22 protein-coding genes and 1 pseudogene are annotated in these 25,077 nt (G+C 60.5%); 10 read left to right on the forward strand and 13 right to left on the reverse strand.

What is annotated here, in order from left to right; translation table 11 throughout:
• Positions 1-25 precede the first annotated feature (25 nt).
• The 4 genes from AC4P1R_RS17825 to AC4P1R_RS17840 form a co-directional block, all read right to left on the reverse strand.
• On the reverse strand, positions 26-2,206 hold the full coding sequence (locus AC4P1R_RS17825) for a pyruvate kinase (RefSeq protein ID WP_069460139.1): 2,181 nt from the start codon (positions 2,204-2,206) through the stop codon (positions 26-28).
• Between the two features lie 82 nt (positions 2,207-2,288).
• On the reverse strand, positions 2,289-3,326 hold the full coding sequence (locus AC4P1R_RS17830) for a hypothetical protein (protein ID WP_069460140.1): 1,038 nt from the start codon (positions 3,324-3,326) through the stop codon (positions 2,289-2,291).
• Positions 3,323-4,066, reverse strand: a complete 744-nt coding sequence (locus AC4P1R_RS17835; RefSeq protein ID WP_165614738.1) for an AAA family ATPase — start codon at positions 4,064-4,066, stop codon at positions 3,323-3,325. The genes AC4P1R_RS17830 and AC4P1R_RS17835 overlap by 4 nt, the downstream gene beginning before the upstream one ends.
• Before the next feature lie 109 nt (positions 4,067-4,175).
• Positions 4,176-5,474 carry an O-antigen ligase family protein gene (locus tag AC4P1R_RS17840; protein WP_069460142.1) on the reverse strand — a complete coding sequence of 433 codons (1,299 nt, stop codon included), beginning with the start codon at positions 5,472-5,474 and terminating at the stop codon, positions 4,176-4,178.
• A gap of 889 nt (positions 5,475-6,363) precedes the next feature.
• Between AC4P1R_RS17840 and AC4P1R_RS17845 the strand changes: the two genes are divergently transcribed.
• Together AC4P1R_RS17845 and AC4P1R_RS17850 are read left to right on the forward strand one after the other, a co-directional pair.
• Entirely contained in the window at positions 6,364-7,260 is an 897-nt protein-coding gene (locus AC4P1R_RS17845; protein ID WP_069460143.1) for a universal stress protein, read from the forward strand.
• Positions 7,261-7,973: 713 nt separating this feature from the next.
• Positions 7,974-8,159, forward strand: a complete 186-nt coding sequence (locus AC4P1R_RS17850) for a hypothetical protein (RefSeq protein WP_069460144.1) — start codon at positions 7,974-7,976, stop codon at positions 8,157-8,159.
• Positions 8,160-8,280: 121 nt separating this feature from the next.
• Here AC4P1R_RS17850 and AC4P1R_RS17855 read toward each other — a convergent pair.
• Positions 8,281-8,755 (reverse strand): annotated as a pseudogene (locus AC4P1R_RS17855) (IS21 family transposase); the annotation flags it as partial.
• A 772-nt stretch (positions 8,756-9,527) separates the two neighbouring features.
• Here AC4P1R_RS17855 and queC point away from each other — a divergent pair.
• The 4 genes from queC (at position 9,528) to AC4P1R_RS17875 (ending at position 11,769) form a co-directional block, all read left to right on the forward strand.
• Positions 9,528-10,238 carry a 7-cyano-7-deazaguanine synthase QueC gene (gene queC / locus AC4P1R_RS17860; RefSeq protein WP_492178373.1) on the forward strand — a complete coding sequence of 237 codons (711 nt, stop codon included), beginning with the start codon at positions 9,528-9,530 and terminating at the stop codon, positions 10,236-10,238.
• Positions 10,238-10,594, forward strand: coding sequence for a 6-carboxytetrahydropterin synthase QueD (gene queD, locus AC4P1R_RS17865; protein WP_492178374.1), 357 nt, complete (start codon positions 10,238-10,240; stop codon positions 10,592-10,594). Before queC ends, queD begins: the two co-directional genes overlap by 1 nt.
• Complete coding sequence (gene queE, locus AC4P1R_RS17870) at positions 10,591-11,328, forward strand: 7-carboxy-7-deazaguanine synthase QueE (RefSeq protein ID WP_492178375.1); 738 nt, start codon at positions 10,591-10,593, stop codon at positions 11,326-11,328. Before queD ends, queE begins: the two co-directional genes overlap by 4 nt.
• A 192-nt stretch (positions 11,329-11,520) precedes the next feature.
• Entirely contained in the window at positions 11,521-11,769 is a 249-nt protein-coding gene (locus AC4P1R_RS17875; protein WP_069460148.1) for a helix-turn-helix domain-containing protein, read from the forward strand.
• Between the two features lie 71 nt (positions 11,770-11,840).
• Here the strand turns inward: AC4P1R_RS17875 and AC4P1R_RS17880 are convergent, their stop codons facing one another.
• Together AC4P1R_RS17880 and AC4P1R_RS17885 are read right to left on the reverse strand one after the other, a co-directional pair.
• Positions 11,841-12,239, reverse strand: a complete 399-nt coding sequence (locus tag AC4P1R_RS17880) for a response regulator (RefSeq protein ID WP_492178376.1) — start codon at positions 12,237-12,239, stop codon at positions 11,841-11,843.
• 1 nt (position 12,240) lies between these two features.
• Positions 12,241-14,961 carry a PAS domain S-box protein gene (locus tag AC4P1R_RS17885; RefSeq protein ID WP_273361544.1) on the reverse strand — a complete coding sequence of 907 codons (2,721 nt, stop codon included), beginning with the start codon at positions 14,959-14,961 and terminating at the stop codon, positions 12,241-12,243.
• A gap of 206 nt (positions 14,962-15,167) precedes the next feature.
• On the opposite strand from AC4P1R_RS17885, the gene eglC reads away from it, so the two are divergent.
• Positions 15,168-16,565, forward strand: coding sequence for an endo-1,3-1,4-beta-glycanase EglC (eglC, locus tag AC4P1R_RS17890; RefSeq protein WP_069460151.1), 1,398 nt, complete (start codon positions 15,168-15,170; stop codon positions 16,563-16,565).
• 154 nt (positions 16,566-16,719) lie between these two features.
• On the opposite strand, the gene AC4P1R_RS17895 is transcribed toward eglC, so the two are convergent.
• Together AC4P1R_RS17895 and AC4P1R_RS17900 are read right to left on the reverse strand one after the other, a co-directional pair.
• Entirely contained in the window at positions 16,720-17,709 is a 990-nt protein-coding gene (locus tag AC4P1R_RS17895) for a sugar-binding protein (protein ID WP_069460152.1), read from the reverse strand.
• Between the two features lie 45 nt (positions 17,710-17,754).
• Positions 17,755-18,735, reverse strand: coding sequence for an NAD-dependent epimerase/dehydratase family protein (locus tag AC4P1R_RS17900; RefSeq protein ID WP_069460153.1), 981 nt, complete (start codon positions 18,733-18,735; stop codon positions 17,755-17,757).
• Between the two features lie 176 nt (positions 18,736-18,911).
• On the opposite strand from AC4P1R_RS17900, the gene AC4P1R_RS17905 reads away from it, so the two are divergent.
• Entirely contained in the window at positions 18,912-19,685 is a 774-nt protein-coding gene (locus AC4P1R_RS17905) for an ATP-binding cassette domain-containing protein (protein ID WP_225191013.1), read from the forward strand.
• A 60-nt stretch (positions 19,686-19,745) separates the two neighbouring features.
• Positions 19,746-20,744, forward strand: coding sequence for an ABC transporter permease (locus tag AC4P1R_RS17910; RefSeq protein ID WP_069460154.1), 999 nt, complete (start codon positions 19,746-19,748; stop codon positions 20,742-20,744).
• A gap of 27 nt (positions 20,745-20,771) precedes the next feature.
• On the opposite strand, the gene AC4P1R_RS17915 is transcribed toward AC4P1R_RS17910, so the two are convergent.
• Positions 20,772-21,974, reverse strand: coding sequence for a S41 family peptidase (locus AC4P1R_RS17915; protein WP_069460245.1), 1,203 nt, complete (start codon positions 21,972-21,974; stop codon positions 20,772-20,774).
• A gap of 267 nt (positions 21,975-22,241) precedes the next feature.
• Here AC4P1R_RS17915 and AC4P1R_RS17920 point away from each other — a divergent pair, with 267 nt between their 5' ends.
• Positions 22,242-22,733: a hypothetical protein gene (locus AC4P1R_RS17920; RefSeq protein ID WP_069460155.1), complete on the forward strand. Its 492-nt coding sequence runs from the start codon at positions 22,242-22,244 to the stop codon at positions 22,731-22,733.
• On the opposite strand, the gene AC4P1R_RS17925 is transcribed toward AC4P1R_RS17920, so the two are convergent.
• From AC4P1R_RS17925 to AC4P1R_RS17935, 3 genes are all read right to left on the reverse strand, one after another.
• Positions 22,730-23,227 carry an anthrone oxygenase family protein gene (locus AC4P1R_RS17925; RefSeq protein ID WP_492178377.1) on the reverse strand — a complete coding sequence of 166 codons (498 nt, stop codon included), beginning with the start codon at positions 23,225-23,227 and terminating at the stop codon, positions 22,730-22,732. The genes AC4P1R_RS17920 and AC4P1R_RS17925 overlap by 4 nt on opposite strands.
• Before the next feature lie 67 nt (positions 23,228-23,294).
• Complete coding sequence (locus AC4P1R_RS17930; RefSeq protein WP_069460158.1) at positions 23,295-24,422, reverse strand: site-2 protease family protein; 1,128 nt, start codon at positions 24,420-24,422, stop codon at positions 23,295-23,297.
• Between the two features lie 105 nt (positions 24,423-24,527).
• The gene (locus AC4P1R_RS17935; RefSeq protein WP_069460246.1) at positions 24,528-24,827 is read right to left on the reverse strand and encodes a hypothetical protein; all 300 of its coding nucleotides are present in this window, start codon (positions 24,825-24,827) and stop codon (positions 24,528-24,530) included.
• Between the last annotated feature and the right edge of the window lie 250 nt (positions 24,828-25,077).

Here is a 25,077-nt window from a genome sequence, read left to right on the forward strand (position 1 = left end):
CCATCGTTTCTCTCCAACCCGTGAACTATTCCTGGAACAGCGAATGTTTCATCATCAATTCGGCGCGCACAATGTCCTGGACCTCGGAGCGCATCATCCAGTTCGGCAGCGCCTCTCCCGCCATCAGCGCGCGGCGAATTTCCGTGCCGCTGATCGGCCTGGCGGACTCGCAGGCCTTGAGGTCGACATAGCGCTCTGACTGTAGGTCGTAGCCAATGGCGCCGAAGAAGATCGGCACTATCCCCAGATCGCCGAGTTCATCGAACAATTCCCGGCCGGCATTCGGCCCGTAGAAGCTGCCGACACCGGAGTGATCGCGCCCGATGATGAAATGGGTACAGCCCATGTTCTTGCGGCAGAGGGCCGTGAAGACCGCCTCGCGCGGGCCGGCAAACCGGGGATAGGTGATGAAGCTTGCGAGCACCACCTTGCCGGACGGGTAGACGCCGTAATCCAGCATCGCCTGATAGCCGTCGAGGATGAGATGCGGAAGAAAATCCCCGCGCTTCGTAGGCCCAACGATCGGGTTGATCAAAAGGCCGTCCGCGTAGGTGCGCTCCAGCGCCTCGATCTGGATCATCTCGTGGCCGCGGTGGACGAGATTACGGGTGTGAAAGGCGACCACCCGGCTCCAGCCTTTGTGCGCGAAAACGGTTCGCAGCTGCGCCGGGGTGAGGTCGTAACGCCGGTAGGGCAAGGGCAGTGGTTGAACGAGCGTGACGTTGCCTGACAGGAAATGTCCGCCACGGATCAGCACGCGGGCGACGCCGGGATGCTCGCGCGAGTCGGTACCGAACCATTTGCGGGCGAGAAGATGCGGGTCGAACTTATAGGCATCGGTAATTTCGAGGAGCGAGTGCGGCGCTCCGCGGTTGGTGGAGAGCAGCACGCGATCGCCTCTCCGGTGGCGGTCTGCGACCTCCTTCGGGACCGGTAGCAACATCGGCATTGTCCAGACCAGGCCGGACGGGAGCCGATTGAACTCCAGCACGCTTTCCAGGCATTCCCTGTCCATGAAACCGCGAAGCGGCGAAAAGGTGCCGCGGGCAATCTGCTCGACATCGGTCAGTTCCTCGTCACTGACCATGAACGTCGGCAGGTCCGTCAGCTGCGGATTTTCACCTGGGGCGATCGTCTGACAAATGAGACGCCCGCCATGCGGCTCGACGCCGCCCATCAGCGACGAGGCACGGACGCGAATGGGTCGTGTGCCGGCACTCATGTTGCGCTGGAATTGCTGGGCAACCTTCACCACCATGCGCGCGCAGTTCACCGGATATTCGCCGATTGCGGTTTCGGCCGCCAGAACCAAGCCGTCGGCTCCGTCGGAGAGGGTGTTGTAGATATCGTTGACCTCCGCGCGCGTTGGTGTCGGCGCGCTTGTCATCGACTCGAGCAGATTCGTCGCGACATAGGCCTTCGCGCCATGCGCTTTCGCGTTGCGGATGATCATTTTCTGGATTGCGGGGATCTGCTCGATAGGCACTTCCCGGGAGAGGTCGCCGCGATCGATCAGGATTGCATTCGACTTTTCGGCAATTGCCGTGAGATTGCGCAGGCCGCTCATGCATTCGATCTTCGAGATGATCACTGCATCGCTGCCCGCGAGTGACCGAATGACATCGACGTCCGACGCGCGATGAGCGAAGGAAAGCGCGAAGTGGCGAATGCCCAAGCGGAGGCCGATGGCAATTGACGCACGATCCTTCTCGGTCAGCGGCGGCATCTCGAGCGGACGCTGTACCGTCACGGCCTTGTTGGGCCCGATCTCCCCACCGTTGAGGATTCGCAGGACGACTTCTTCACCCCGTTTCTCCACCACCTGCGAGAGAACCGCGTTGAAATCGATGCTGATGAAGTCGCCGACATTCAGCTGGCTGACGATATAGGCCGGGTAAAGGCTGATACTGAATTGGTCGCCAGCGACCGGCCGGGCCCGAGCCGTGAAGAACCGGTTCTCCCGCACGGTCACTTTTCCGTCGGCCAGTGGGCCGGTACGGACCTGCGCGCCTTCCGTGTCGAGGCAAAGAGGAATGGATGTGCGCTTCTGGACGAATTCGACGATTCTCTCGAGATCCTCGACCTTCGTGTGCGACAAGTTGAGGCGCAACAGCGAAGTGCCGGCGCGCTCCAGCCAATGGATTACCCGGTCATTGAGGGAAGCGGGGCCTAGAGTGCACAGGAGCTCGACTTCATTGGCCTTCATGATTCCTACCTTTGCGTCCGCTTTTGTTTGTGGCACCGGGGTGAAGTTCAGCCGCCGAGACAGCTGATCAGGGGCGATCGCCTCAAGCCTCGTCGTCCGAGAATCGGGGCACGTCCGGATGGGCGAGAACCCAGCGCCTGCGCGCCGCGTCCCAATAGTCGCGAGCCTTAGCGCCTTTCAGCAAGACGAAGCCGGAAGGCGGGAGCGGCAAGTCGGGCGGGAGCGGCTCGTCGGGCAGCCACAGGATGGCGTTGCCACCGCTCTCAATCATCCTCTTCCAGGTTCGTTTCAGCCGCGGAAAACCGCGCATGTTGGCGGAGCTTAGCGCGAAGATGGATTTTCTGATCCTAAGCTTGGGCGCTGCATCGGCTGCCTTGATTGGGGCTTGGTGGGTGAGTTCGCCCTTTGCGATATAGCTATTCATACGAACCAAGGATTGGTCGATCGTCACGACCTTCTCCCGGCCGTCCCGATCGTTCGACGCCGGGTCGAGGCTGACCCCGGCGAAACATCCATCAAAGAGACAGTCCTCGATAACGCCGTTGAGCAAGTAATCGTTTTCAACCGCGTCGTCCCGAATTTCGCTCAGCCAGCAACCCTTCAAGTGGAAACCGTCCGCCCCGTCGGCCAGTCGTATGCCATCCCAGCATCGGCGCGCCCGCACGCCTTCGACCGTCGCTCGCGAAGTGCCATCCCTGACAAGCAGTGCGGCACTGTTGCAGTAGGTATCGCGCCAATCGGTCGCGAGCGGCACTTCGCCACCGAACCGCCCCCCTATGAAATGCACGCCGGGGCAATTGCGGATTACCAATGGGTAGCGATTGACCGGCAGCCACCCCACGTCGCAGCCGACAAGCGCGTTCGGATCGGGGTTGCGGCTATTGGCTACGATAAAGGAAGCATCGCGAGCATCGATCGTCATTTCGGCCGGCAGATCGCGAATGACTTTCTGTTCGTAGCCGAACTCGCCGCTGAGCACGATCGGGATATTGTCCAGATGGCCATCCGAACCGACGAGTGCCCGTCCGACGCCTGTGGGATAGGACCCTGAGACCAAGGCTAAGGCGGGACAAGCGCTCACGAGCCGCAAGAATGAGCGGCGATCGATGTTCGTGCTCATAGGCTTTCTGGAGGAACCGGCCCGTGCCTGCGGCTGGCCAAGAGGGTGGCTTCGTACGTCCTGCAAGCTATCTGTTCGGGTGAAGCCGATGCGCTCGCATCGACCGTCGCCAGCATCAGTGCGCAAGCTGACGATACCAGCGGTTCGCCGATCTCCGCCTTCATCTTGCGATAGGCGCCATCAGCCTTTGCCCAGAGCGCAGTCTCGCCACTGGCGGCTCTTTGCAGCCGCGAGGATCGGTCGCCTCTGGTCCGGAGGCGATCCTGTGCGAGGTCGGGATCGCCGCGAAGGTCAACGAAAATAATGTCTTCCACGCCAATCGCCGACAGGATGTCGAGCCAGCTCTCCGACGTTCGTTTCTGCCTGCTCTTCAGGAGGACCGACCAGAAGCCTTGCAGCAGGCCCTGATCCAATATCGTTATGGATCCGCTTCTGGACCTCTCGGCATGGATGTAGGCGGCCACCGTCCAGAGATTCCAGGTGACGCGGATGAGATCAGTGGCTGTCTCCTGCTCGCCTTGAGCCACGAAACGAGCAATTCTTGCGGCAATCGAACGAAAATCCTGTTTGAACAACCTTGGGAGAACGAGGCCGACCCTATAGAGTTGCCGGCCCAGCAATGTTCTGCTCTCCATGGCTATTTTTGCCTCGCTGACCGAGTGTCCGCTGTGCTGCAGGTGCAGGGCCAGGTGACGCGAGGCTGTTGTTTTTCCGATTCCAGGCAAGCCGAAAAATTCCACGAATTGAATGCCTGCGGGAAGGCGAGCCGTTTCGCGAGTGGGCCGATGGCGGGTTGCCGCGCTGCGCAGCTCATGGGACGGCATTAGGCTCGGTCCTAACAGATTTCGGCTATCGCATATGTGCGGGGACGAAGTCTTGCCGGTGCGTCGTGGCGCTGGCCGGTGCCTGTTCTTGCTCTTCGGAGCTGGCGTCGAGCGACCGCTGCATGCCGCGGTATCCGATAAGTAGCGCCAGGGGGATCCAGAAAAAGGGGGCGGTAGACGGGCCGAAAGAGTCGCTCATCTGGTTGGCCAGGACGTAATTCCACACGCACACCGCCGTGCCAAGCACCATAACATTGGTGCTCTTGGCGTAGGTGCTCCTGCCTTTGCCAACCAGCGTCGAGACGACGGCGATCACAAGATAGGTCAGCACCAATAGGACCATGACCGTGATCAGCGCGACCCCCGGAACGCCCAGCGTGCGGAAATATTCAATGAACAGATTGTGGCTGTGGGGAGCAATGTCGCCGATCGGCTGCCCTGCACCCACGCCTGTGAACGGATGCGCCAGACCCATGTCGATGGAGATGGACCAAAGCCGCTCGCGCGAAATGATCGAATGGGCTTCGCCGCCGGACAGTTGGGTCGTCAGCAGGCGGTGGGCTCGCGGATTGAGGGACTGCAGCAACAGCAAGGCCGCCTGGAACGCCAAGGGAGCGGCGACAGCGCCCGCGATGATCGCCAAAGGCCGCTGCCTACGAACTGCAAGATAGATTGCGTACAAGACAAAGAAGAGGCCAAGTCCGATGACAGCGACGACGAAGTTGGTCTTCGAGCCCGATTTGACCAGTCCGAGGAGCACGGCGATGAGAGCGCCGAGCAGAAGAAGCCGGTGTTGGCGTGAGATCATGAGCCTTGCGGCGACAAGCGGCAGGCCCGCCGACATGGCTATTCCCAACTGGTTTGCGTGCTTGAAATAGCCGGCGGCTCTGTCGGCGAACTTGGCGCCGCCGAGCCCAACGATAACGAGGCACGCGGTTGCCGTGCTCATGATGATCATCGCGGTTACGAGTCTATCCACCACGACCGCACCATTCGGCCTGCTGGAGATCGCTGCAATAGCGGGAATAGTGGCGAAACCGAAGATCTGCGCGAAAACCGCTCGCATGGTCCGCATCGGATTGCCGGTGTAGAGCATCGACAGCAGTGAGAGGATGATGATGAGGCCTGCGGTTGTCAGCAGAGCGGCGGCCAGGGCGGCTTCGTTTCTATGAACACGTCTTGCGACTTCACCATAGGACGCGATGCTGATCAGGGCGCAGAACAGGGCGAGGAGGAAGGATATCGAACCATCCGTCCCCGCGATCCGTGTGGCGCCGGGAAACCATATAGATGCGACGAGCAAAATAAGGGAGATCTGGAGCAAGGCAGATCCGACCTGGCCACGTTAGGGTTTACACTTGGCGGTGGTTCGCGATTGGGAGGCGGTCCCAAGGCTTGGAATGCCAGTCATATTCGAGCGCGCCCGATCCGGGAAATTGCGAAAATGTGAGAAACTGTTCGGAAAAGCCCGTTCCGCCAACGCCTTTCGATGAATGTTATCTGGAAGCAATAATGAAATATGCTGCCGCAGTGCGGGTGAATGCATCCGCACCTCTAGGACTACGCGGTTACCCGCCTCAGGCGATATGCACATTTCGGGCCGATCTGCCTGGAAGCATCAGAATAAGGCGAGGACCGCGTTTGTTCAAGTTACGCCATTAGTCTTAGCCGGAGTGACACCGGGTGTCGAACGGTGTAGCACCGGCAGGTGAAGACCGCCTGCCACCAAACGAAGTCCGCCTCGCCGCCGCCGCCAGGAGCGACCTTTCCGGCAAAATCCCGGCCGGGTGCTTCCGCGAGGGTCTCTTCTACCAACTTGCGACCGTGGACATGCCGCCGCTGGGCAGCAGGCAAAGATATAGGCCGGCTCTACGGTCATTTCGCCTCGCTTGCCGCACATCGCTATGGTCGCGTGGAGCGAGACACTTCCGCCGATCTCTCCTACACGACCTCACTCAATCGCTCCAATGGTGATCGAGTAGGAGTCATCAGCTTCATCGCGGAGGTAGTTCGGCTTGATGCCCGGCAGATTGCCTGTGTGCCGATTATAAGTAGCCGAGCACCTGTCAATACACTCCTTTAGCTGATTGCAGAACGGTTAGGCGGCGTTGTTCGCACGCGCCGGCCGGAATAAAATCTACTGTCGAATGCAGATCCTGCGCGGGGTCGCGCGAGGCCCGGAGCGACGCGGCAAGCACGTGGAGGAAGTCTCTATGAACACGGCGCCCTCGAACGGCGGCGACCCCAATGGAACGCCGCTTCCGATGGCGATGGCAGGTCGGGCCCATGGTTTGACGGTTCGGGCGGATGTCCTCGTCCTGTTGCCAGACCCCAAAAGCGCGCGTGCCTGCCTGGAAATCGCCGAGGACGCTGCCCGCGCCATCGGCGGAATTTTGGCCGCCGCCCATGTCGGGGCTGACCCGGACGCGATGATTGCGGCCCCCGAGGAAATCGATGTGCAGAGGCTGCGCGAGCTGGAGGAGGGTCCATCCCTTGAACGGCTGGAGCGCGTGGCGCGCACCTTTGAGGCCTGGAGACAGGAGAGACCGGATCGCGAGGAGGTTCCGCTGGATGATTGCCGCGGCGATCTAGCCTCCTGTGTTCGAAGCGAGTGTTTGAGGAGCGATTTGGTCGTCACCCCGGCCCATGGCAATATGGACGCACGCGATGTCTTCCATGACGTGCTCTTCAACGAGGGCAAACTGGTTCTCGTTCCGCCGGCAGAGGGTTATGCCGGCAACTTCCTCAGGCATGTGGTGATCGGCTGGAAGCCGCATGCACATGCCGAGGGTGCCGTGCTTGCCGCGCGACCATGGCTGTTGGCGGCGGAGCGCCTTACCGTCGTCTGTATCGACGATACCGCCAATAGTCGCAATCAAACTACGGCAAGAGATATGCTTGCACGGCTCGACCTCATTGGCGAAGTCGTCGCGATCCGCTCCGACCGGCGGCCCGTAGGGCAGACGCTTGGAGATTATGCGGTCGCAGTGCAGGCAAGCTGCCTGCTGATCGGCGCCTATCGGCACAGCTATCTCATGGAACTGCTATTCGGCCGCGTCACGCGCTATCTCCTGGCGCATGCGCGCTTGCCGCTGATGATGAAGCACTGAAGGCCGAGGCAGGCGAGGCCAGCGCGCCGGATGTGCCTCAAATCGCCTCGTTCAAGCAAACTCAGTCCGGGCAGCAAAGTGTCCACTTTTTAGCGAGGTGACACCAGGCACCGCAAGATGGCTTTCTGACTGCGTCGAGCCGTCACACGGAAATGTCCAGTCCCGCCGACGATCGGACGGACGAGCTCAGCAGCATATGCTTTCCCACCGCCCTCGACGCACTCAGGCGATGGATCGTCAACGGCGCGGATCAAGTCATCTACGCCCGGACCGAAAAAGCGCCAAAACGAGCTCTCACAGCATCATGACAGCGCCGAGTTGTGTACTGTTGCGTCCTAAAGGGCGCGGGGCGCTGTAGCATTGTCGGGGACACCGAAGACCTTGCCTTTGCGCGAATGTGGTCTCTGAGTATCCTCGACAGCAGAAACCGTTCGGAAAATCCTTCGAGTGAAACTTCAATCACTGCCTATATTACGGGCAATCGTCCCTCGTGCCGCTTACCACGGATGTACTGGCACCGGCATGAGGTGACGGCGAAAGGTCGGGGAAGCCCGGCTTTTTTTGCCTGGATGGGCCTATCCCCGCCGGGCAAGCTCTGTGACTCGGCGATCATCCGTATTGCTTAGCTCGCGTGAGCAACTGGCATAAAATTCAGTGGATGCTAATTTTAGCTCTAGGCAAAGATCAGGCACAGAACTTTCCGGGAGGCTGCAATGCACAAGGACGATCCTCTGATCAAGCAAAAGTTGGCGCAGATCGACAATCATCGTCGCCATGCGACATTCGCGGAGGACCGAGCCTATATGCTGTTGGAGGATGCTAAGTATTCGTATGAGCACATCGCGCGTCTGAAGCGCGAGATTCTTGAAATCGAGAGGCGTCTAATAACTGTCCGCTAGAGCGGAATTCGATCACGCTGCATCATAGGCTGCGGCTGCGAAATAGTTGGCCCAGTCGGCCCGAAGCTGATGAGGTGGAACGGCCCTTCTCAAATGGCATCAGGGCGACCGGTTTGGTTGGAATCCGCCGCGAATAACCCAACGTCCCCACATACAGGGGATTCCAAACCCGCTCGTCGCCGATCCACACCTTCGTGTCACCGAAGTCGATCTGCATCTGATGGCCCGGCGCCGTCTCGAAGCGGACCGTCGCCCGCTTCTGTGCCTTTAGCTCTCGCCGCCACTGCCGTACGCGGAGCTCCACAGGAACGCAGACCGATGATAATTCCGTGCTCGCTCGCCAACTCTTGGCGGATCACATCCGCATTGCCATCATGCCGGAAAAAACGCTCGCGAAGCCAATCATCAAGTCCGTCGAACGCACTGCGCCGGGCAGGCTGTTTAAACGGTACAGCTCCGCCCTCTCGAAGATATCGGCGAACGGTATTCCGTGCGCATCCAAATTCTTTCGATAGACGTTTGCTACCCCAGCCAAGCTCGTGCAGCCGCAGCATTGCCACCACTTCGCCAGCCTGAAGCATATCCCCGCCCTGCATCGTTCGCGACAAAGGATTCCATAGAATCGCGCTCGTCGTCCATTCCTCCTCGTTTTGACACGAGGGGTCAGTTCTTCGCTTCGTTAGGGGGTGAGTTTTTCATTTCGCCCGACACTGCGGTTGGACGCAAATCGGAAAGGCTCCGATCTCTATTGCCGCAGCAATGGACGCACGTTTCGACTGAAGCCGACGCCCGATAAACGGTGCGAAATGCGAATTAGCGCGTTGTCGGCGGAAGAGCAAGGGAAGCTTATCGGAAGATATGGCGGGCGCGGCGATGCGACTAAGGCAGTGGCGCAAGTTGCATATTTACCGAAGTCACGATTTTAGGCTTTGTTATCCGCCTGATGGCAACGAGCATTGTGGCGTCGCACCGGCGCGGGCTGACCGCGACCCTTTGCGAGGTGTCCTGCCCCAACCAACAAGGAACCTGCCTGGCGGTATCTGCGATGCGGAAGCATTTGGGGCGACAGCGGTCACAAGCCCCATGACCTGTCCCCAGGCTGTTGACCGAACTCAATTCAGCAGGGCTGAAAATGGCGGAAATCACAAGGAGGCGACCCACTTCCTTCGGAAGTGAGACTCATTTGCGGCCGCAGTAAAGCCACGTCGCCCGCCGCAGGGACAAACCTGAGGAGCTTTATCATACCGGGTATAGGTTTTCTTGCTGCTCGTCTTGCCGATGGCCATTCACAAACCGTCCCCTTTGGCCTAAAAGCCGGACAGAAACACTCCGGTCGCAGCCTACCCGGTCAAAACAAGGACACCTGTTATGAAAACCATAGTCATCTGCTCCGGCGGATTGGATTCCGTTACGCTCGCCCACAAGGTCGCCGCGCAACACGAGCTTGTTCGGCTCGTCTCCTTCGATTACGGCCAGCGGCACCGCAAGGAACTGGATTTCGCCGCCGCTTGCGCCAGGCGTCTCGGTGTGCCGCATCAGCTCATCGATATAAGCGAAGTCGGCCGGCATCTCACCGGTTCGGCCCTGACCGACGACGTCGAGGTGCCGGATGGGCATTATGCGGAAGAGACGATGAAGACGACTGTCGTGCCGAACCGCAACGCCATCATGCTTGCGATCGCCTTCGGCGTCGCCGCCGCCCGCAAGGCCGAGGCAGTGGCGACAGCGGTCCACGGCGGGGATCATTTCATCTATCCGGACTGTCGCCCAGGGTTCATCAATGCCTTTCAGTCGATGCAGGACCATGCGCTCGAGGGATATGCGGAGGTGAGGCTTTATGCACCCTACGTCAATGTCTCCAAAGCCGACATCGTTGCAGACGGCGCGAAGCACGACACGCCCTTTGCCGAAACCTGGTCCTGCTACAAGGGCGGTCTGCGCCATTGCGGCCGTTGCGGCACCTGTGTCGAGCGGCGCGAGGCTTTTCACCTCGCCGGCATTGCTGACCCAACGGACTATGAGGATCCGGAATTCTGGACCAAGGCCATCGGCGCCTTTGCTGCAGAGGAGGTTAAATGATGTTCCGCATCACCAAGGAATTCCATTTCTCCGCCTCGCACCAGCTGAAGAGCCTGCCGCCGGAACATCAATGCGCGCGGCTGCACGGGCATAATTACATCGTCGAGGTCGAGCTTTCGGCGGAGACGCTGAACCAGCATGGTTTCGTGCGCGACTATCACGAACTGGCGCCGTTGAAGCACTACATTGATGAAACCTTCGACCACCGTCACTTGAATGACGTGCTCGGCCACGACCAAGTGACTGCGGAGTGCCTGGCGCAGCATTTCTTCGAATGGTGCAAGGCGCGATTTCCGGAAACGGCCGCCGTGCGCGTCAGCGAGACGGCCAAGACCTGGGCGGAATACAGGCCATGATCGGCACACGACCGACCGAAATCCGCGTCAGCGAGATCTTCGGGCCGACTATCCAGGGCGAGGGCGCGTTGATCGGACTGCCGACCGTGTTCGTCAGGACCGGCGGCTGCGATTACCGTTGTTCCTGGTGCGACAGCCTTCACGCCGTCGACAGCCGCTATCGTGACGAGTGGCGCCCTATGTCTACGGAGGAGGTGTGGCAGGAGGTCACGGCACTTTCCGGCGGCACGCCGGTCGTGGTTTCCCTGTCGGGCGGCAACCCGGCAATTCAGCCGCTTGGAGACCTGATCACGTGCGGCCATGCACAGGGATATCGCTTCGCCCTCGAAACGCAAGGCTCGATCGCACGCGACTGGTTCGCCGATCTCGACGTGCTGGTGCTCAGTCCCAAACCGCCATCGAGCGGAATGGAGACGGATTGGGATGCGTTCGGCGCCTGCCTCGAGGCGAGCGGGGGTAGGCCACAGACGATTCTCAAGATCGTGATCTTCGACGAGGCAGATTATTCCTATGCGCGTAATGCCGCAGCACGCTACCCGCAACTGCCCGTTTATCTCCAGCCCGGCAACCACACGCCGCCGCCACCCGAGGAATTCGATGCGCCGATCGACATCGAGGGCGTGATGGAGCGCATGCGCTGGCTGGTCGAGCGCGTCACGGAGGACAGATGGTTCGAGGCGCGCGTGCTTCCGCAGTTGCACGTCCTTCTTTGGGGTAACAAGCGCGGCGTGTAGATCACATCTACATACCCGCAGCATTGCGCTGCCATCGCGATCCCGCAGGCGTTTTGATGGACGAAGCGTGGCATTTCGGCTTGTCGATGTTACAGTCATGACATAAAACGTTACCGCCGCGTTAACGGCGCCTGTCACCCACACTCCAAGCAGATTCGAAAGAATTTTTAATGCCACGAGAAGGAGACATTTATGTCCATTTCCCCCACCCTTGGCGAAGAACAGGTCCCGATCTCGCTCGCCATCGATATTGCCGCCCGCGTGAGGGCCGCCCGTGAGGCAGTCGGCTACAGTATCGAGGACCTTGCCGTCACCTGTGGTCTTACCAGTATCGAGATAAGCAACATCGAAAGCGGGGGCGAAAGCGATCCGGGGAAACTGAAGCGCGTTGCGACTGCTCTTCAGGTACCGATTTCGCATTTGCTGCCAGGCGAGGTGTAGAGGGCCGGGCCGGGCGGCTGCCAGTCCATCCGACAAGATGGATTTGCCGACAGCCGCGACTGCATGTCTCCTTATATCAACTTCGGTTTAAGGAGACATGCAGCAATTTGGGTTGAAAGCAGGTTCCGGATGCTTCGGATCAGCGCAGTGGCATCGAAGGGTTTCGTCAGGCACGGCAGTGTCCTGTATCGCTCCGGGAGATCCGACCTCGCATAGCCGGTCAGCAGCAGAATCGGCACATGCCGCTCGATCAACTCGTCGACCAATGGATAGCCGAGTTCGCCGCGCAGATTGAGATCCAGTGTAGCAACCTCGAAAAGTTCCGTTCGTGAGGCCGCGATCGAGGCGCTGAGGGTTGTGAAGGGGCCGATGACGGCGTAGCCGGCGGCGACGAGGTCTTCCTCGATCTGCAATGCGACAAGAAATTCATCCTCCACGACGAAAACGCGGTCTTTGCCGGCCGGGTTCATCTCAGGGCGTCCTGGGATGGGGAACGTCGATGGTGCATTTCAGACCCTCCGAGGCGAATTCAAGCCGCACTTCACCGCCAAGATCCGAGGCCACCACCCGCTCCAACAACAGCCGGCCGAATCCGTTTTGTTTCGGTTCCGGGACGGGTGGGCCGCCGGTCTCCTGCCACGAGACACGAAGGCGTCTCTCTTCAGGGTCGACACTCCACGCGATTGCGACTTTGCCGCTCTTAACAGAGAGCGCACCGTGCTTGGCCGCATTGGTGGCAAGCTCATGCGCGGCCATTCCGAGGGTCAGCGCATATTTGGGCGGCAACATTGTCGTTGGTCCCGATAGCGAGACGTTGCTCCCGCTCGCGTCGCTGTAGGGGGACAGTTCGTCGAAGAGGACCGTTTCAAGCGAAACCCCGGACCAGCTCGCTTCGGCAAGACGGGTGTGTGTCTGCGCCAACGCCCGTATGCGTGCATTGAACGAATCGCGCGCCTCGCGCAGCTCCGGGTTTGTAGAGAAGGATTGACGCGCGATCGAACTGACGATCGCAAGGGTGTTCTTCACCCGATGGCTGAGTTCGGCGACAAGAAGGCTGCGCTGGGATTCTGCTTCCTTGCGCTCGGTTATGTCCATGCAGACACCGGCCAGCTTGGGGGCACGCCCGGTTCCCGGCAGCGAGAACTGCCCAAAGGCCTCCACCCATCGGATCGATCCTTCAGGAAGTTTGACCCGGTAAATAACATGATAGTTTTCGTGGGTTTTCAGGGCCTTGGCGATCTCCAACTCGACAAGGGGAAGATCGGCCGGATGAATGTCCCGTTTGAAATCGGCAAGCGTTCCGCCGAAGGTTCCCGGCTCGAGATGATGAAGGGACTCCAGGCCGGGCGACCATATCACGTGGCCGGTGCCCGTATCCCATTCCCAGGCCCCCATTCGCCCCGCCTCCAGTGCGATCTGAAGCCGTCGCTCGCTCTCCTGCAGCGCTTCTTCCGCCACCTTGCGTTCGGTTATGTCCACCGATGCTGCCACGGCGCCGACCACCGCGCCGGTGGCATCGCGCAACGGTGTCGCGTTTCCAAAAATGTGGCGCATCGAACCGTCTTCGAAGCGGATTTCTTCTTCGAAATTGGGGACCTCTTCGCCCCGCGCAGCCCTTTGAACGGGTAGTTCATCGGCTGCCAATAGCCGTCCCTGCGAGAACACTTGGAAATTGTCTGGTCCCTCGCCGGCTGGCGCGGACAGCGACAAATTGCTGCCGGAAGGCCGCCGCAGGAGGTCGTAAGCCGCACGGTTGCCGGCGATTTCCGTACAATCCGGCGAGCGGGTGATCCAGATCAAAGCGGGCACTGCCTGCATGATCGCCATCAATTCTGCGGCGCGCTCTCTCTCCATTGCCTCTTTCCGGCGCAACTGCTCCTCCGCGCGTTGCCTCGCCTCTTCGGCGCGGAGGCGCTGGATGCTGAAGCCGAGTTGCCGGGCTATGGTCATCGCCACGCTGGTTTCACTGTCTGCGAAGGCATGCGGCAGGTCGTAATAGGTCATGAATTTGCCGATGAGCCGCCCTCCGGCGACGAGTGGGATGAAGCCGAGCGCGTGTATGCCCTCCGCCTCGACGACCCGTCTCAGTTCCTGCGAGATGTCAGCCACGGCGATGTCTTCGATGTATATCGGCTCCGGATCCTTTTCGTCGGCGGCCCAGGGAGAATGCCCGTCGACCGCCTGCCGATATTGATCCGAGAGGCCGCGCCACGCGACGAAACGCATCGTCTCGGACTTGTCGAAAAGCAGTATGGACGCGCGCTCGCAGGAGAGGGCACTCTGGATGGCGTCCAGCGACGCATCGTAGACTTCTTCGATGTCCTGCGCCCGTTGCTGCCTTTCCGCGAGGCTGTAAAGGGAGGCCTGTTCGCGCAGGCGCGCCGCCAATGCTTCCGTTGCGCGCTTGTGTCCGGTGATGTCCCGGGCAATCTTCGACGCCCCGATGATGCTGCCGTCAGCATCGCGCACGGGCGAAACCGTAAGGGAGATGTTGACGAGGCTCCCGTCCTTCCGCCGGCGCAAAGTCTCGTAATGGTCGATGCGCTCGCCACTGCGGATGCGGCTGAGAATCATCGGCTCTTCGTCTTGATAGCCGGGCGGCATGAGAATGGTGATCGATTTGCCCACCACTTCATCGGCGGTGTATCCGAACAGCCTTTCGGCCCCCAGGTTCCAACTTGTGATCGTGCCGTTCAGATCCTTGGCAACGATGGCGTCATCCGAGGATTCGACGATTGCGGCGAGATAACGGGAGTCGTTTTCCGCACTTCTGCGCTCGGTCATGTCGACAAGGAGATTGACGGCACCCGAGAGCACCCCGGCCTCGTTGAAGGTCGGTGTCGGATAAGGGAGAACCAGGGCGGTCGTCCCGTTCGGACGGACGGCGAGCAACTCCTTTCCCCAGATCGGCCGACCCGTCTCCAACGCTATCGCCATTGGGCACTGATCGTGCGGCAGCGCCGTCCCGTCAAGCCGCTGCAGCTTCCAACACACGCACCAGCGGTCTTTTCCCACCGTCGGTTCCCGCCCGGCAAGGTCGACCGCGGCGCGGTTGAAATAGGTGACATATCCGTCTGCGTCCGTCATATAAACGGCGACCGGAAGGGCATCCAGTGCCGTCCGAAAGTCTGGTGAGGCAAGCACCCCCGCGTCGGCCATCAGGCACGAGGGCAGTATATCCGCGCTGCTCATAGTTCCCTCCGAGCGCCCCGTAACACGGGTGAACGCGGCCAACATCAGCTTTGTTCCGGATTGCCCCAAAAGAGGTAAAGCGGCTTCATGCCATAGTAGCAACACAGGGCTGCACTACAGTTGCCGGACTCCGACGCCAGGTTGAAACCGAAAAGCTGTCACAGGAGCGCGGGGGCAAATCCAACTTCAAACTGGAGACGATCTGAATGAGCAGATTTGTGCTGAACGCCGTAGGTAAACCGCTCTATTACAGCGGCAGCTCCACGGCATGGTTTTCCGCCACCGGATCCGGCCCCATGCTCTACGGAACGGCTGGCAACGACTCGATGTGGGGCGACAGCTCCGTGAACGTTACGATGATCGGCGGCAAGGGCGACGACATCTATTATCTCTATTCATCGATAAACCGCGCCTATGAGGCTCCGGGTGAGGGCGTCGACACCATCAGCACCTGGATGAGCTACACCTTGCCGGAAAATTTCGAGAACCTGACCGTCACCGGCGACAATCGCTTCGCCTTCGGCAACGACCTGGACAACATCATCAAAGGCGGCTCAAGCCGCCAGACGATCGACGGTGGTGCCGGCGACGACGTCCTGATCGGTGGGGGAGGTGCCGACACCTTCGTCGTCGCCCGCGGGAACGGAAGCGACCTTATCACGGATTTCAACTTCGATGACATCGTCCGCCTAGACGGCTACGGATTTACATCCTTCCAGCAGGTTCTCGCCAACGTGGCCCAGGAGGGGATGGATCTTCGGCTCAATCTCGCAGACGGCGAGAGCCTGGTGTTCAGGAACACCACTGCCGATCAGTTGCAGGCGAACCAATTCCGGTTGAGCCTCGATCGCTCCGTGCTGACGCAGACGTTTTCCGACGACTTCGACACGCTGCAACTGCACGACGGCACGAGCGGCGTCTGGGACCCCAAGTTCTGGTGGGCCCCGGATAAAGGTGCGACGCTTACGGGGAACGGCGAACTGCAATGGTATATCAATCCGAGCTACCAGCCGACGGCGTCCGCCAATCCGTTTTCGGTCAAGGACGGAGTGCTGACGATCACCGCAAAGCCGGCTTCCGAGGCAATCCAGACCGAAATCGAAGGCTACGATTACACGTCGGGCATGCTGACGACGCACTCGTCCTTCGCACAGACCTACGGCTATTTCGAGATCCGGGCCGACATGCCGGATGACCAGGGTGTGTGGCCGGCCTTCTGGCTGCTGCCCGCCGACGGCTCCTGGCCGCCGGAACTCGATATCGTGGAAATGCGCGGGCAGGATCCGAATACCATCATAGGCACCGTCCATTCCAATGAAACCGGCTCCCAGACCAGCATCGCAAATGCCGTGAAAGTGACCGACACCAGCGGCTTCCATAAATACGGGGTGCTTTGGACCGAGGAGGAGATCGTCTGGTATTTCGACGACGCAGCGATTGCCCGCGCCGACACACCGTCGGACATGCACGATCCGATGTATATGATCGTCAACCTGGCCGTCGGAGGCATCGCCGGCGCGCCGAACGACGGGCTCGCCGACGGATCCGAGATGAAAATCGATTACGTCAGGGCCTACTCGCTCGACGCTGATTGGCATATCTGAGCGGTGGACGGGCCGGCGGCGTCGTCGCCGCCGCTCTACAGCGCCGTGCGTCTTTTCAGGCGCGCAAAGGTCGCCCGCCGTAACACTTTGAAACTGCGCATCGGCCGGATAATCGGGTCCGATTTTGGGGCCGATGCGCCGGCCGCAATTCGGCTCACTTCTGGATGCAGGTGTCGGCCGTGTCCTTGGTGCATTCGTCGAGGCCGGTATAGACCGGATCCTCGACTGGCTTGCCGGCGATGAGGTCCAGCATGACCTGCGGGGCCTTGTAGCCCATTTCGAACGGCCGCTGGCCGACGAGAGCGGTCACCAGCCCTTCCTTCGCGATGGCCACCTCTTCACCGATCGTATCGGCCGCGCCGATGACGAATTCGTTGTTGGCGATCTTGTCGGCCATCGGTCTGAACAGATCGCGGTAGGGCTGCGGCGCTCCGAACAGAGGCCATCCGCCCATGATGCCGAAGGCATCGAGGTCGGGATTGGCGGCCAGTATGTCGGTCATCGCCTGCACGCCCTTCGCCCCATCGTCATTGGTGAAGACCGGGCAGCCCGCCACTTCCGTCCATCCGCCTTCGCCCTTGAGCTCACCCAGGTCCTTCTGGCCGGTAAGGGCATCCCGCATGCCCTGGGCCCGGCGCAGAATGTTGTCGGCGCCCGGATTGCCTTCGATCGTGCAGATCTTGCCGCCGTCCGGTTTTGCCTTCTTTATGTACTCGCCGATGCGATAGCCCATCAGATAGTTATCAGTGCCGAGATATGTCTGGCGCAGTGACGAATCCTCGGGGGCAAGGTCGGCGTCGACCGTCATGACAGGCACTGTCGGGTTGGCGGTCTTCAGGGTCTGGGCGATCAGCTTGGCATTTGACGGCGAAATGGCGATCGCGGCCGTATCGGGCTTGCTCAGCATATCCTGAACGATTTGCGCTTCGCCCGCTTCGTCCGATGTCGATGCAGGTCCGGTGTAGAAGCACTCATATTCGGAATCCTGATTTTCGCTGTTCCACTTCTGACAGCCTTGGTTGATTGCCTCGAAGAACGGGTTGTCTAGGCCCTTCACGACGATGACAAGCTGCTTCTTCTGGGCCAGAGCCGTTCCCGCGCCAAGCGCAAGGACCGCTGCGGCAAGCAATAATGCCTTCCTCATTCTCTCCTCCTTTGGACAAGCGGACCTCCAATGTCCGCGGCGAAATCAACCCGGATACCAGACAATACGTCGATCATCCGCTGTGCGCTCGTACTGCCAGGCCGAGTCGATGAGCTTTTCGAGATCATAGCCGGGCTGCCAACCCAGCAGGTATTTGGCCTTGCTGTTGTCCATCCAGTTTGAATGGAACCGGCTCGGTATTTCGACGGAACGCAGGCCGCGGGTGCGGGCAAGATAGGTCGCGACTTCGCCGTAATCTACCGGCCGGTCCATAGAGATGTTGAAGAGTTGGCGCACCGCACGGGGATTGTCGATCGCCGCGAGTATCGCCGACACAAGGTCATCGACATGAACGAAGTTGCGCTTAAGCGGCCGGCCGTCGGCGTCTCGGAGCAGCGGAACGGTGCCGTCCTCCGCATAACGCTTCGCGTCTGCCTCGGGAACGAGGTCCTTCCATACGGGACCGCCGAACACGTTGTCGCCGAAGGACAGGGTATATTTGAAGTCGTCCTTCTCCATGATCCATGGCGCGCGCAGGCAGCAGCCGTTCACGCCATATTGGATGCCGTATTGCTCGAGCATGACTTCCTCGAGCACCTTCGATAGGGCATAGCAGCCCGGATAGGCGCGGTGCGCTGCCGCTTCGGTGATCGGCCCCTGATGGCGATAGTAGAAGTGGCCGATGCCGGCGTCGCCGCCGATAAGAATGAATTGGCTGGCCGTCGCGCTCGCACGGAAGCCCTCCAGGAGCCAGAACAAGCCCTTTACCGTCACGTCCATGACTTGGTCGGGGAGTTCCTTGCAGGTGGCGAGATGCACGACATGCGTAACGTCTTCGAGAGCTCGCGCGACTGAAGCGCGGTCGGCAATCGAGCCGCGTGCCACCTCGACGCGTTCCGCTTCGGCAAACAGCCGGTTGTGGCAGAGCGCACGGATGCGGGCATCGAGAAAACGCGGATCGTCAAGCAGCGCCGCGATGAAGTGCCGCCCGACCTTGCCAGTTGCTCCGGTGACGAGGATCAGCATGCCGACCTCCCGCTGATAGCTAATATGCGCTTACTTCGCGCGTCAACGGGTATTCATATTACAATATGTAAAATGCCGCAGATGCGGCTCAATTTGTAGGACAATTCATTGACGCTATCGCTCGCTTTTGCGTAAATGGGCTCGTGGTCGTTGGGAAGGAACGTGGCGGCCATAGCGTGCACGTTCTGGTTCTGGGAGGCTGGACGGCGGTGGCGGTTCTCGAACTTGCCGATATTTCCAAACACTTCGGCGCCATCCAGGCGGTCAGTGACGTTTCGCTGACGCTTCAGCCGGGCGAAGTCGTGGGGCTGATGGGGGACAACGGTGCCGGGAAGTCCACGCTTGTCAAAATGATCGCCGGCAATTTCCGGCCGAGTCATGGCACGATGCGCATGAATGGTGTCGAACTCGTGCTTCATCGTCCGGTCGAAGCGCGCCAGCACGGAATTGAAATCGTCTACCAGGATCTCGCGCTTTGCGACAACCTCACTGCGGCAGCAAATGTCTTTCTCGGTCGTGAGTTGCGCCGAGGCGTCGGACCAATAAGCATCCTCGATTACAAGGCGATGTATCGTCGCGCCGGCGAAATTTTCAAGGAACTGAAGTCGGAGACCCGGCCGCGCGATCTCGTCAAACAAATGTCCGGTGGGCAGCGGCAGGCCGTGGCGATCGCGCGCACTATGCTCTCGGAGGCCAAGATCGTACTTATGGACGAGCCGACGGCAGCGATTTCCGTCCGGCAGGTCGCCGAAGTACTGAACCTGATCCGCCACCTGCGTGACAGCGGCATCGCGGTCGTGCTGATCAGCCATCGCATGCCGGATGTCTTTGCGGTCGCGGACCGCGTCATCGTGATGCGTCGCGGCAGAAAGGTAGCGGATAAGCCGATTGCCGCCAGTTCGCCGGAAGAGGTTACGGGGCTGATCACCGGCGCACTCGAAAGGGCATGACAGAAAGAGTGTGGGCAAAAGCCGATATAGAGCCGGCATAGAAGAAAGCGAAGGGCGTCCATGGCAATCACCTTGGATCGGGCAGTCGGCCAGAGGCAGCAGTCGTGGCTCGGCTCGATACTGTCGAGTCAGACGTTCTGGGTTCTGATAGCCGTCATCGCAGCCTGCATTTTCCTTTCATTTGCGACCGACACTTTTGCAACATCGCGAAATCTCTACAACATCACCCGGAACTTCACCTTCGTCGCCATCATCGCGCTCGGCATGACATTGGTGATCATCACCGGTGGTATCGACCTTTCGGTCGGATCCGTGCTCTGCCTGTGCAGCATGGTGCTCGCCGTCACCATGAATGCGGGCTACAGCCTCGAGGTAGGCATTACCGTCTCCATCGGGACGGCGATGATTATCGGCGCGTTCAACGGCGTATTGATCGCCTATCTCGGGTTCCCACCCTTCGTGGTCACCCTCGGCATGCTGTCCATTGCCCGCAGCCTGGCCATGGTGGTGTCGAACAACACGGTGGTTTTCCAGTTCGGTCCTGATCACGACCTGCTTCTGTCGATCGGGGGCGGGGCCTGGTTCTTCGGTATAGCCAATCCGGTGATCTACATGATCGTTCTGGCCGTGCTCACGGGTTTCGTGCTGCGCTGGACCCGGTTTGGTCGCTATGTATTCGCAATAGGCGGAAACGAGCATGCCGCACGGCTGACCGGCGTGCCGGTCAATCGCATCAAGGTGACGGTCTACATGATCTCCGCGATTGCAGCCGGCGTCGCCGGCATCATCCAAACCGGCTGGCTTGGCGCCGTCACGACCAATATCGGCGCCGGCATGGAGCTTCAGGTCATTGCCGCGGCGGTTATCGGCGGCGCCAATCTTGCCGGCGGCGTCGGTACCGCCTCCGGAGCCCTGATCGGCGCCGCGCTGATCGAAGTCATCCGAAACAGCCTTGGCCTGCTCGGAATCAGCGCCTTCTGGCAGGGCACGTTCATTGGCGGCGCGACGATCCTGGCTGTCCTTTTCGACCGGATCCGGAACCTTCGCCAGAGTGACTAGAGCCTAAGCAGGTTCCGCTAAGGGAACTCAACCCTTGGCAAGGATGCGCTGCATCTCCTCCATGGCCGCGTCGAGTTGTGGGTCGCGACCATTGGCAAAAGGGAGGCTGAATGGCACGGGAATATCCGGCTCGACCCCGCGCCCTTCGAGCCGCAGGCCGTTCTCGATCACAGCGTCCGAGACGGCTACTTCGAGCAGGCTGTCGTCGGGAAGGATAAAGGCACGCCCTGCAAGCAGCGCCCCGGCCGTGCGCGTTCCGACGAGTGGTATGCCGTTTGTTTTCAGTGCATAGGCGAAGAGCTCGAGACCGCTTCTCGCGCCATCATCGATGATCGCGACGACCGGCCGGTGCCACAGGGCATTGGCTACCGTTTCTTTCCCACTGCGCGCGATCAGCCGGAAGTTGGGTACGCCGCCGACGAAGAGTTCGGCCGCGTCCGGCGGCCCGCCGCCCCAGCGCCCGCGCAGGTCGACGACGACGCCCTCGGCATCCTTGAGGCGCCCGGTGGCAAGTGCGCGGGCGACGATCTCAAGTCCATCGGACGTGGAGAGCGTCCAGAGGCGCAGATAGCCGATGCGACGCCCCTCGCGCAGCTTCATCTCTATACTCTCGTCGATCGCCTTGGCGAAGGACTCCAGCGGGCGCATACGCTCCACCGTCACGGTGACGATGGAGGGTGGTGCATCGCGATCGCGGCGCAAGGCGATCTCGACGCTCTCTCCGACTCTGTTCCGGAAGGAAGCGATCTCCCTGTACGGGGCTCCGTCGACAAGCAGGATCTCGTCGCCGATCCGGATGCCGGCGCGGTCCGCCGGGCCGCCGTCATAGACATCGCTGACGAACCGTGCGCCCTCTTCGAGCCGCGTCACCATCCCGATGCCGGTATAGCTGACATCGCCGTTCGGCGGAAACACGCGCCTGATATCGTTGCGGATCGCGAAGCGGAAGATGTCGGAGAGTTCGTAATAGTCGATCGTATCGCTGGTGAAGCGGGCGGTGTGCGAAGCGCCGAGACTCGCCAATACGGTGTCGATTGCGGTGTCGACGCGCGCCGCCGGGCTGTTTTCCGTCAGTGGATCGTCCGCATCCTGGATTTCCCGCCGTACCGCTGCGCCAAACCGCTCGAGGGCAGAGGGGTCGTAGAAATTGTCGAGCACCAATTCGACGGCGCGGTCGAAGACCGGGTGACCGGAGCGGGGCGGCTCAAGCGCGCGGCCCGGCTCGGGCATGACGAGCAGCAGGAGCACGAATGATAGGACGCCGAAAATCTTCACTTCACACGAACCATTCCTTTTGCTGCGGCCAGTATGCCGAAGACCGCGGCCGGATTTGAGGCTTCGCTACAACAAGATTGTGTGAAGACGTCGTGTTCGCGTGTGTTCGCCGCCGGCATCATACCGAGGAACGCCCGCCACGGTAGGAAAGAGCGCCCTTTTGGAACAACTGCGGGTAGCTGTGGTTACAGGCAAGCAAAGATATCCGACAATGGAGCGATCATGGTTCTCTACCTTACCGGCCTCGCGACCCTGCTGCTCACGGCACTGAGCCTCGGGCCGTCCTTTGCGCACGTGCTCGAGGCGCTGCCCAGATTGACACGTTGGTCCCCTGAACTCTGGCGGGAGACGACGGTTTTCAACGGTCAGTTCGCGCTTTTCGCAATAGTCGGCGGGCCCTTGGACGTGGCAGCCATATTGGTCGCGTTTCTTCTTGCTTATCTTCTGTCGAATGAAAAGCTGGCTTTCCGATTTTGCCTGGCCGGCGCCGCTTTGATGGCGGCCGCGCTGATGGCGTGGTTCGCCATCGTGGCACCGGTCAACTCGGAGTTGGCCACTTGGCAACCCGGCCCCGTACCGCAAGACTTCAATGCCGTGCGCTGGCGGTGGGAGGTCGGCCATATGGTCGTAGCTGCGCTGAAGGCCTTGGGTTTCGTCTTTCTCTGCATTGCACTGCTAGCGCCCCGCCTGCGCCGCCTCCGCGCTTACAATTAGAGAGCCACGGCCGTCACGAGCAGCACGAGGCTGACCAGGCCGAAACCCGCCCGAACCGCATGCGAGAGTTCCCACCGGTCGCGAAGGGCGGTCCAATCCATCTGCTGCAGTCCGGTGCTGCCTGGACCTCCGAGTGTGAAGAAGCGGGCGCTGGCTGCGCTGAGCTTCGTCGACCCAAGCCAAAAGTTGTTCAGGGGATGGATCAACATCCAATAGGTCAGGTGCATTGCCAAGAGTGCAACGAAACCGGCGCACAGCAGCCAGAAGGTCGGCGTGCCGGTCGACGATAACAAAAGGAGTACCAGGACAAGGAGCAATGCGATCGGCTCGGCCGCGCCGGCGATGGTAAAGCCGGGATAGTAGATAGGCTGGATCGCAAGATACTCCTGCTTTGTAAGCCGCAATTTCCCGGGCCATTCAAGCGCATGCGCGAGAGCCAGCGCCGTGGCTATCGCCACGAGCACGACCATCGCAACCTGGAGTGCGAGAAACATGCCACGACTCCCGTTTCTCGCGCCGAACCGCTCAAAGCGCAATCGGTTCCCTATTGTTTCTGGTGTTTCAGATCCGTGCGTCGGGCTTGCCCCGGCGCAAATGACCAAAGCGGAAGCCGCCTGCCGCGGCGGCGCGCACCATCATCATCTCCCCGATATTCTCGTGCGTCATCAGACCGACGAGGTGGTTGTGGCTGTCAACGACTGCAACGGCTGGCGAATTCGCCTGCTGCATCAATCGCAGGCTTTCCTCGAGACGCTTGCGGAAATGGACGGTCGGCACGTCCTGGCGCATCGCCTGAACGACCGGTGTGGCCGAGCCGCTGTCTTTCAGGTTCCGGATGATGTCGTCGCGTGTGAGGAGCCCCATGAAATGTCCGGCGCCGTCGACCACGGGGAACTCGCGTTGCGTCGTCGCCAGCAGGCTCTCGATCGCCTCGTCGATGCTTGCCGACCGTTCGAGCCGTGCAAATTCCGTGATCATCACATCGCCGACCAGCACGCTGTCGGAAAGATCGCGGATCTGCGCGTTCTGAGCCTCCGCAGTCGCGGCCAAGTAGACGAAAATGCCGATGAATATCAGCAGCGGGTTGTAGAAGAGGCCGACGAAGCCGAAGACGAAGGCAAGGCCCTGGCCGATGGTGGCGGCGACCTGGGTCGCGCGGGACCAACTCATGCGAGAGGCGAGCGCGGCACGCAGCACGCGGCCGCCGTCCATCGGGAAGGCCGGGATCAAATTGAAAAGGACCAGAAAGATATTGACTCCGGCGAGCCGTGCCAGGAAGCCAAGCTGCGGGTCCTCGATGTCCTGTATCTGTTCCATGCCCACCGTCGTGCCGAGCAGCAGAAGAAGAATGCCGGCGATCGCCACATTGACGAGTGGGCCGGCAATGGCGATCAGGAACTCCTCCTTCGGTTCTTCCGGCATGCGCTCCAGGCGCGCGACGCCGCCGATGGGCAGCAGCGTGATGTCGGGTGTTTTGACGCCGAAGTGACGGGCAACGGCAATATGGCCGAATTCATGCAGAACGACGCAGACGAAGATCGCCAGCACGAACGCAATGCCTGCAATGGCCGCAGGAGTGCCGCCGATGCGATAGTGCATCAGCCATATCCAAGCAAGCAGGATCGCGAAGGTCACATGCACGCGGATCGCGGTGCCACCGATCGTTCCGATTTTGAAGGACCAAGCCATCAATATGCTCCTGCGACTTGTCCGCTCAGACTCCGTCCGAACGCCGGACACAGCTTCGAGTTTACGCCGATAGCAACCGGTTTAACATTCGTCGCACCTTCATTCTCAATAGGCTCTTGGAGGTACGAACAGGCAAATCGTCCTGCCGTGGTCGTCGCCGGCAGCCGAGCACCAGTGATATTCACCGTCCGGCGAGATGCGCACCCTCCTGTCCGCATAGGGAACCACTTCGCCGGTGGCATTGATGATATAACCTTGGGGCCGTTCACTTATCGCCGTGTAGCTGACGTGACGGCAGTCGAAATTCGAGCAACATGAATAGGGGTATGTCCAGCCGGAGGGCGCGTCATGGCCGTAGGCGACGGTGGCTGCTGACAATCCGACCAGCGCAAAGAAAATCCGCATCGTGATCTCCTTCCGCAGCGGGGACATCATGGGACGCAATTCTCGCCCGGCCCCGCTCTGACCTCTTGTAATCGATCACTTCGACATGCGATGACTGTGTAGTACCGGTGATCGACGGGAACGATCGCCAATTCTCCAACGAGAGACAGGGTCAGAACCGACAGCGTTCGACTTATTAATCGCAGGATCCGCGAAAATGATCCACCAATCGCCGTTATATTCTGATTCAGGCGAATTGACGTCCCGCGGC

The sequence above is a fragment of the Sinorhizobium sp. Y406 genome, assembly GCF_058732025.1.

Bases quoted from the DNA above. Each gene is read 5' to 3' on its own strand.
- AC4P1R_RS17910 (WP_069460154.1), top strand. From the start codon at position 19,746: ATGGCAATCACCTTGGATCGGGCAGTCGGCCAGAGGCAGCAGTCGTGG.
- queC (WP_492178373.1), top strand. From the start codon at position 9,528: ATGAAAACCATAGTCATCTGCTCCGGCGGATTGGATTCCGTTACGCTC.
- AC4P1R_RS17895 (WP_069460152.1), bottom strand. From the start codon at position 17,709: ATGAGGAAGGCATTATTGCTTGCCGCAGCGGTCCTTGCGCTTGGCGCG.
- eglC (WP_069460151.1), top strand. From the start codon at position 15,168: ATGAGCAGATTTGTGCTGAACGCCGTAGGTAAACCGCTCTATTACAGC.
- AC4P1R_RS17880 (WP_492178376.1), bottom strand. From the start codon at position 12,239: ATGAACCCGGCCGGCAAAGACCGCGTTTTCGTCGTGGAGGATGAATTT.
- AC4P1R_RS17915 (WP_069460245.1), bottom strand. From the start codon at position 21,974: ATGCCCGAGCCGGGCCGCGCGCTTGAGCCGCCCCGCTCCGGTCACCCG.
- AC4P1R_RS17830 (WP_069460140.1), bottom strand. From the start codon at position 3,326: ATGAGCACGAACATCGATCGCCGCTCATTCTTGCGGCTCGTGAGCGCT.
- AC4P1R_RS17885 (WP_273361544.1), bottom strand. From the start codon at position 14,961: ATGAGCAGCGCGGATATACTGCCCTCGTGCCTGATGGCCGACGCGGGG.
- AC4P1R_RS17845 (WP_069460143.1), top strand. From the start codon at position 6,364: ATGAACACGGCGCCCTCGAACGGCGGCGACCCCAATGGAACGCCGCTT.
- AC4P1R_RS17825 (WP_069460139.1), bottom strand. From the start codon at position 2,206: ATGAAGGCCAATGAAGTCGAGCTCCTGTGCACTCTAGGCCCCGCTTCC.
- AC4P1R_RS17925 (WP_492178377.1), bottom strand. From the start codon at position 23,227: ATGTTTCTCGCACTCCAGGTTGCGATGGTCGTGCTCGTGGCGATAGCC.
- queD (WP_492178374.1), top strand. From the start codon at position 10,238: ATGTTCCGCATCACCAAGGAATTCCATTTCTCCGCCTCGCACCAGCTG.
- AC4P1R_RS17920 (WP_069460155.1), top strand. From the start codon at position 22,242: ATGGTTCTCTACCTTACCGGCCTCGCGACCCTGCTGCTCACGGCACTG.
- AC4P1R_RS17850 (WP_069460144.1), top strand. From the start codon at position 7,974: ATGCACAAGGACGATCCTCTGATCAAGCAAAAGTTGGCGCAGATCGAC.
- AC4P1R_RS17900 (WP_069460153.1), bottom strand. From the start codon at position 18,735: ATGCTGATCCTCGTCACCGGAGCAACTGGCAAGGTCGGGCGGCACTTC.
- AC4P1R_RS17935 (WP_069460246.1), bottom strand. From the start codon at position 24,827: ATGCGGATTTTCTTTGCGCTGGTCGGATTGTCAGCAGCCACCGTCGCC.
- AC4P1R_RS17930 (WP_069460158.1), bottom strand. From the start codon at position 24,422: ATGGCTTGGTCCTTCAAAATCGGAACGATCGGTGGCACCGCGATCCGC.
- AC4P1R_RS17875 (WP_069460148.1), top strand. From the start codon at position 11,521: ATGTCCATTTCCCCCACCCTTGGCGAAGAACAGGTCCCGATCTCGCTC.
- queE (WP_492178375.1), top strand. From the start codon at position 10,591: ATGATCGGCACACGACCGACCGAAATCCGCGTCAGCGAGATCTTCGGG.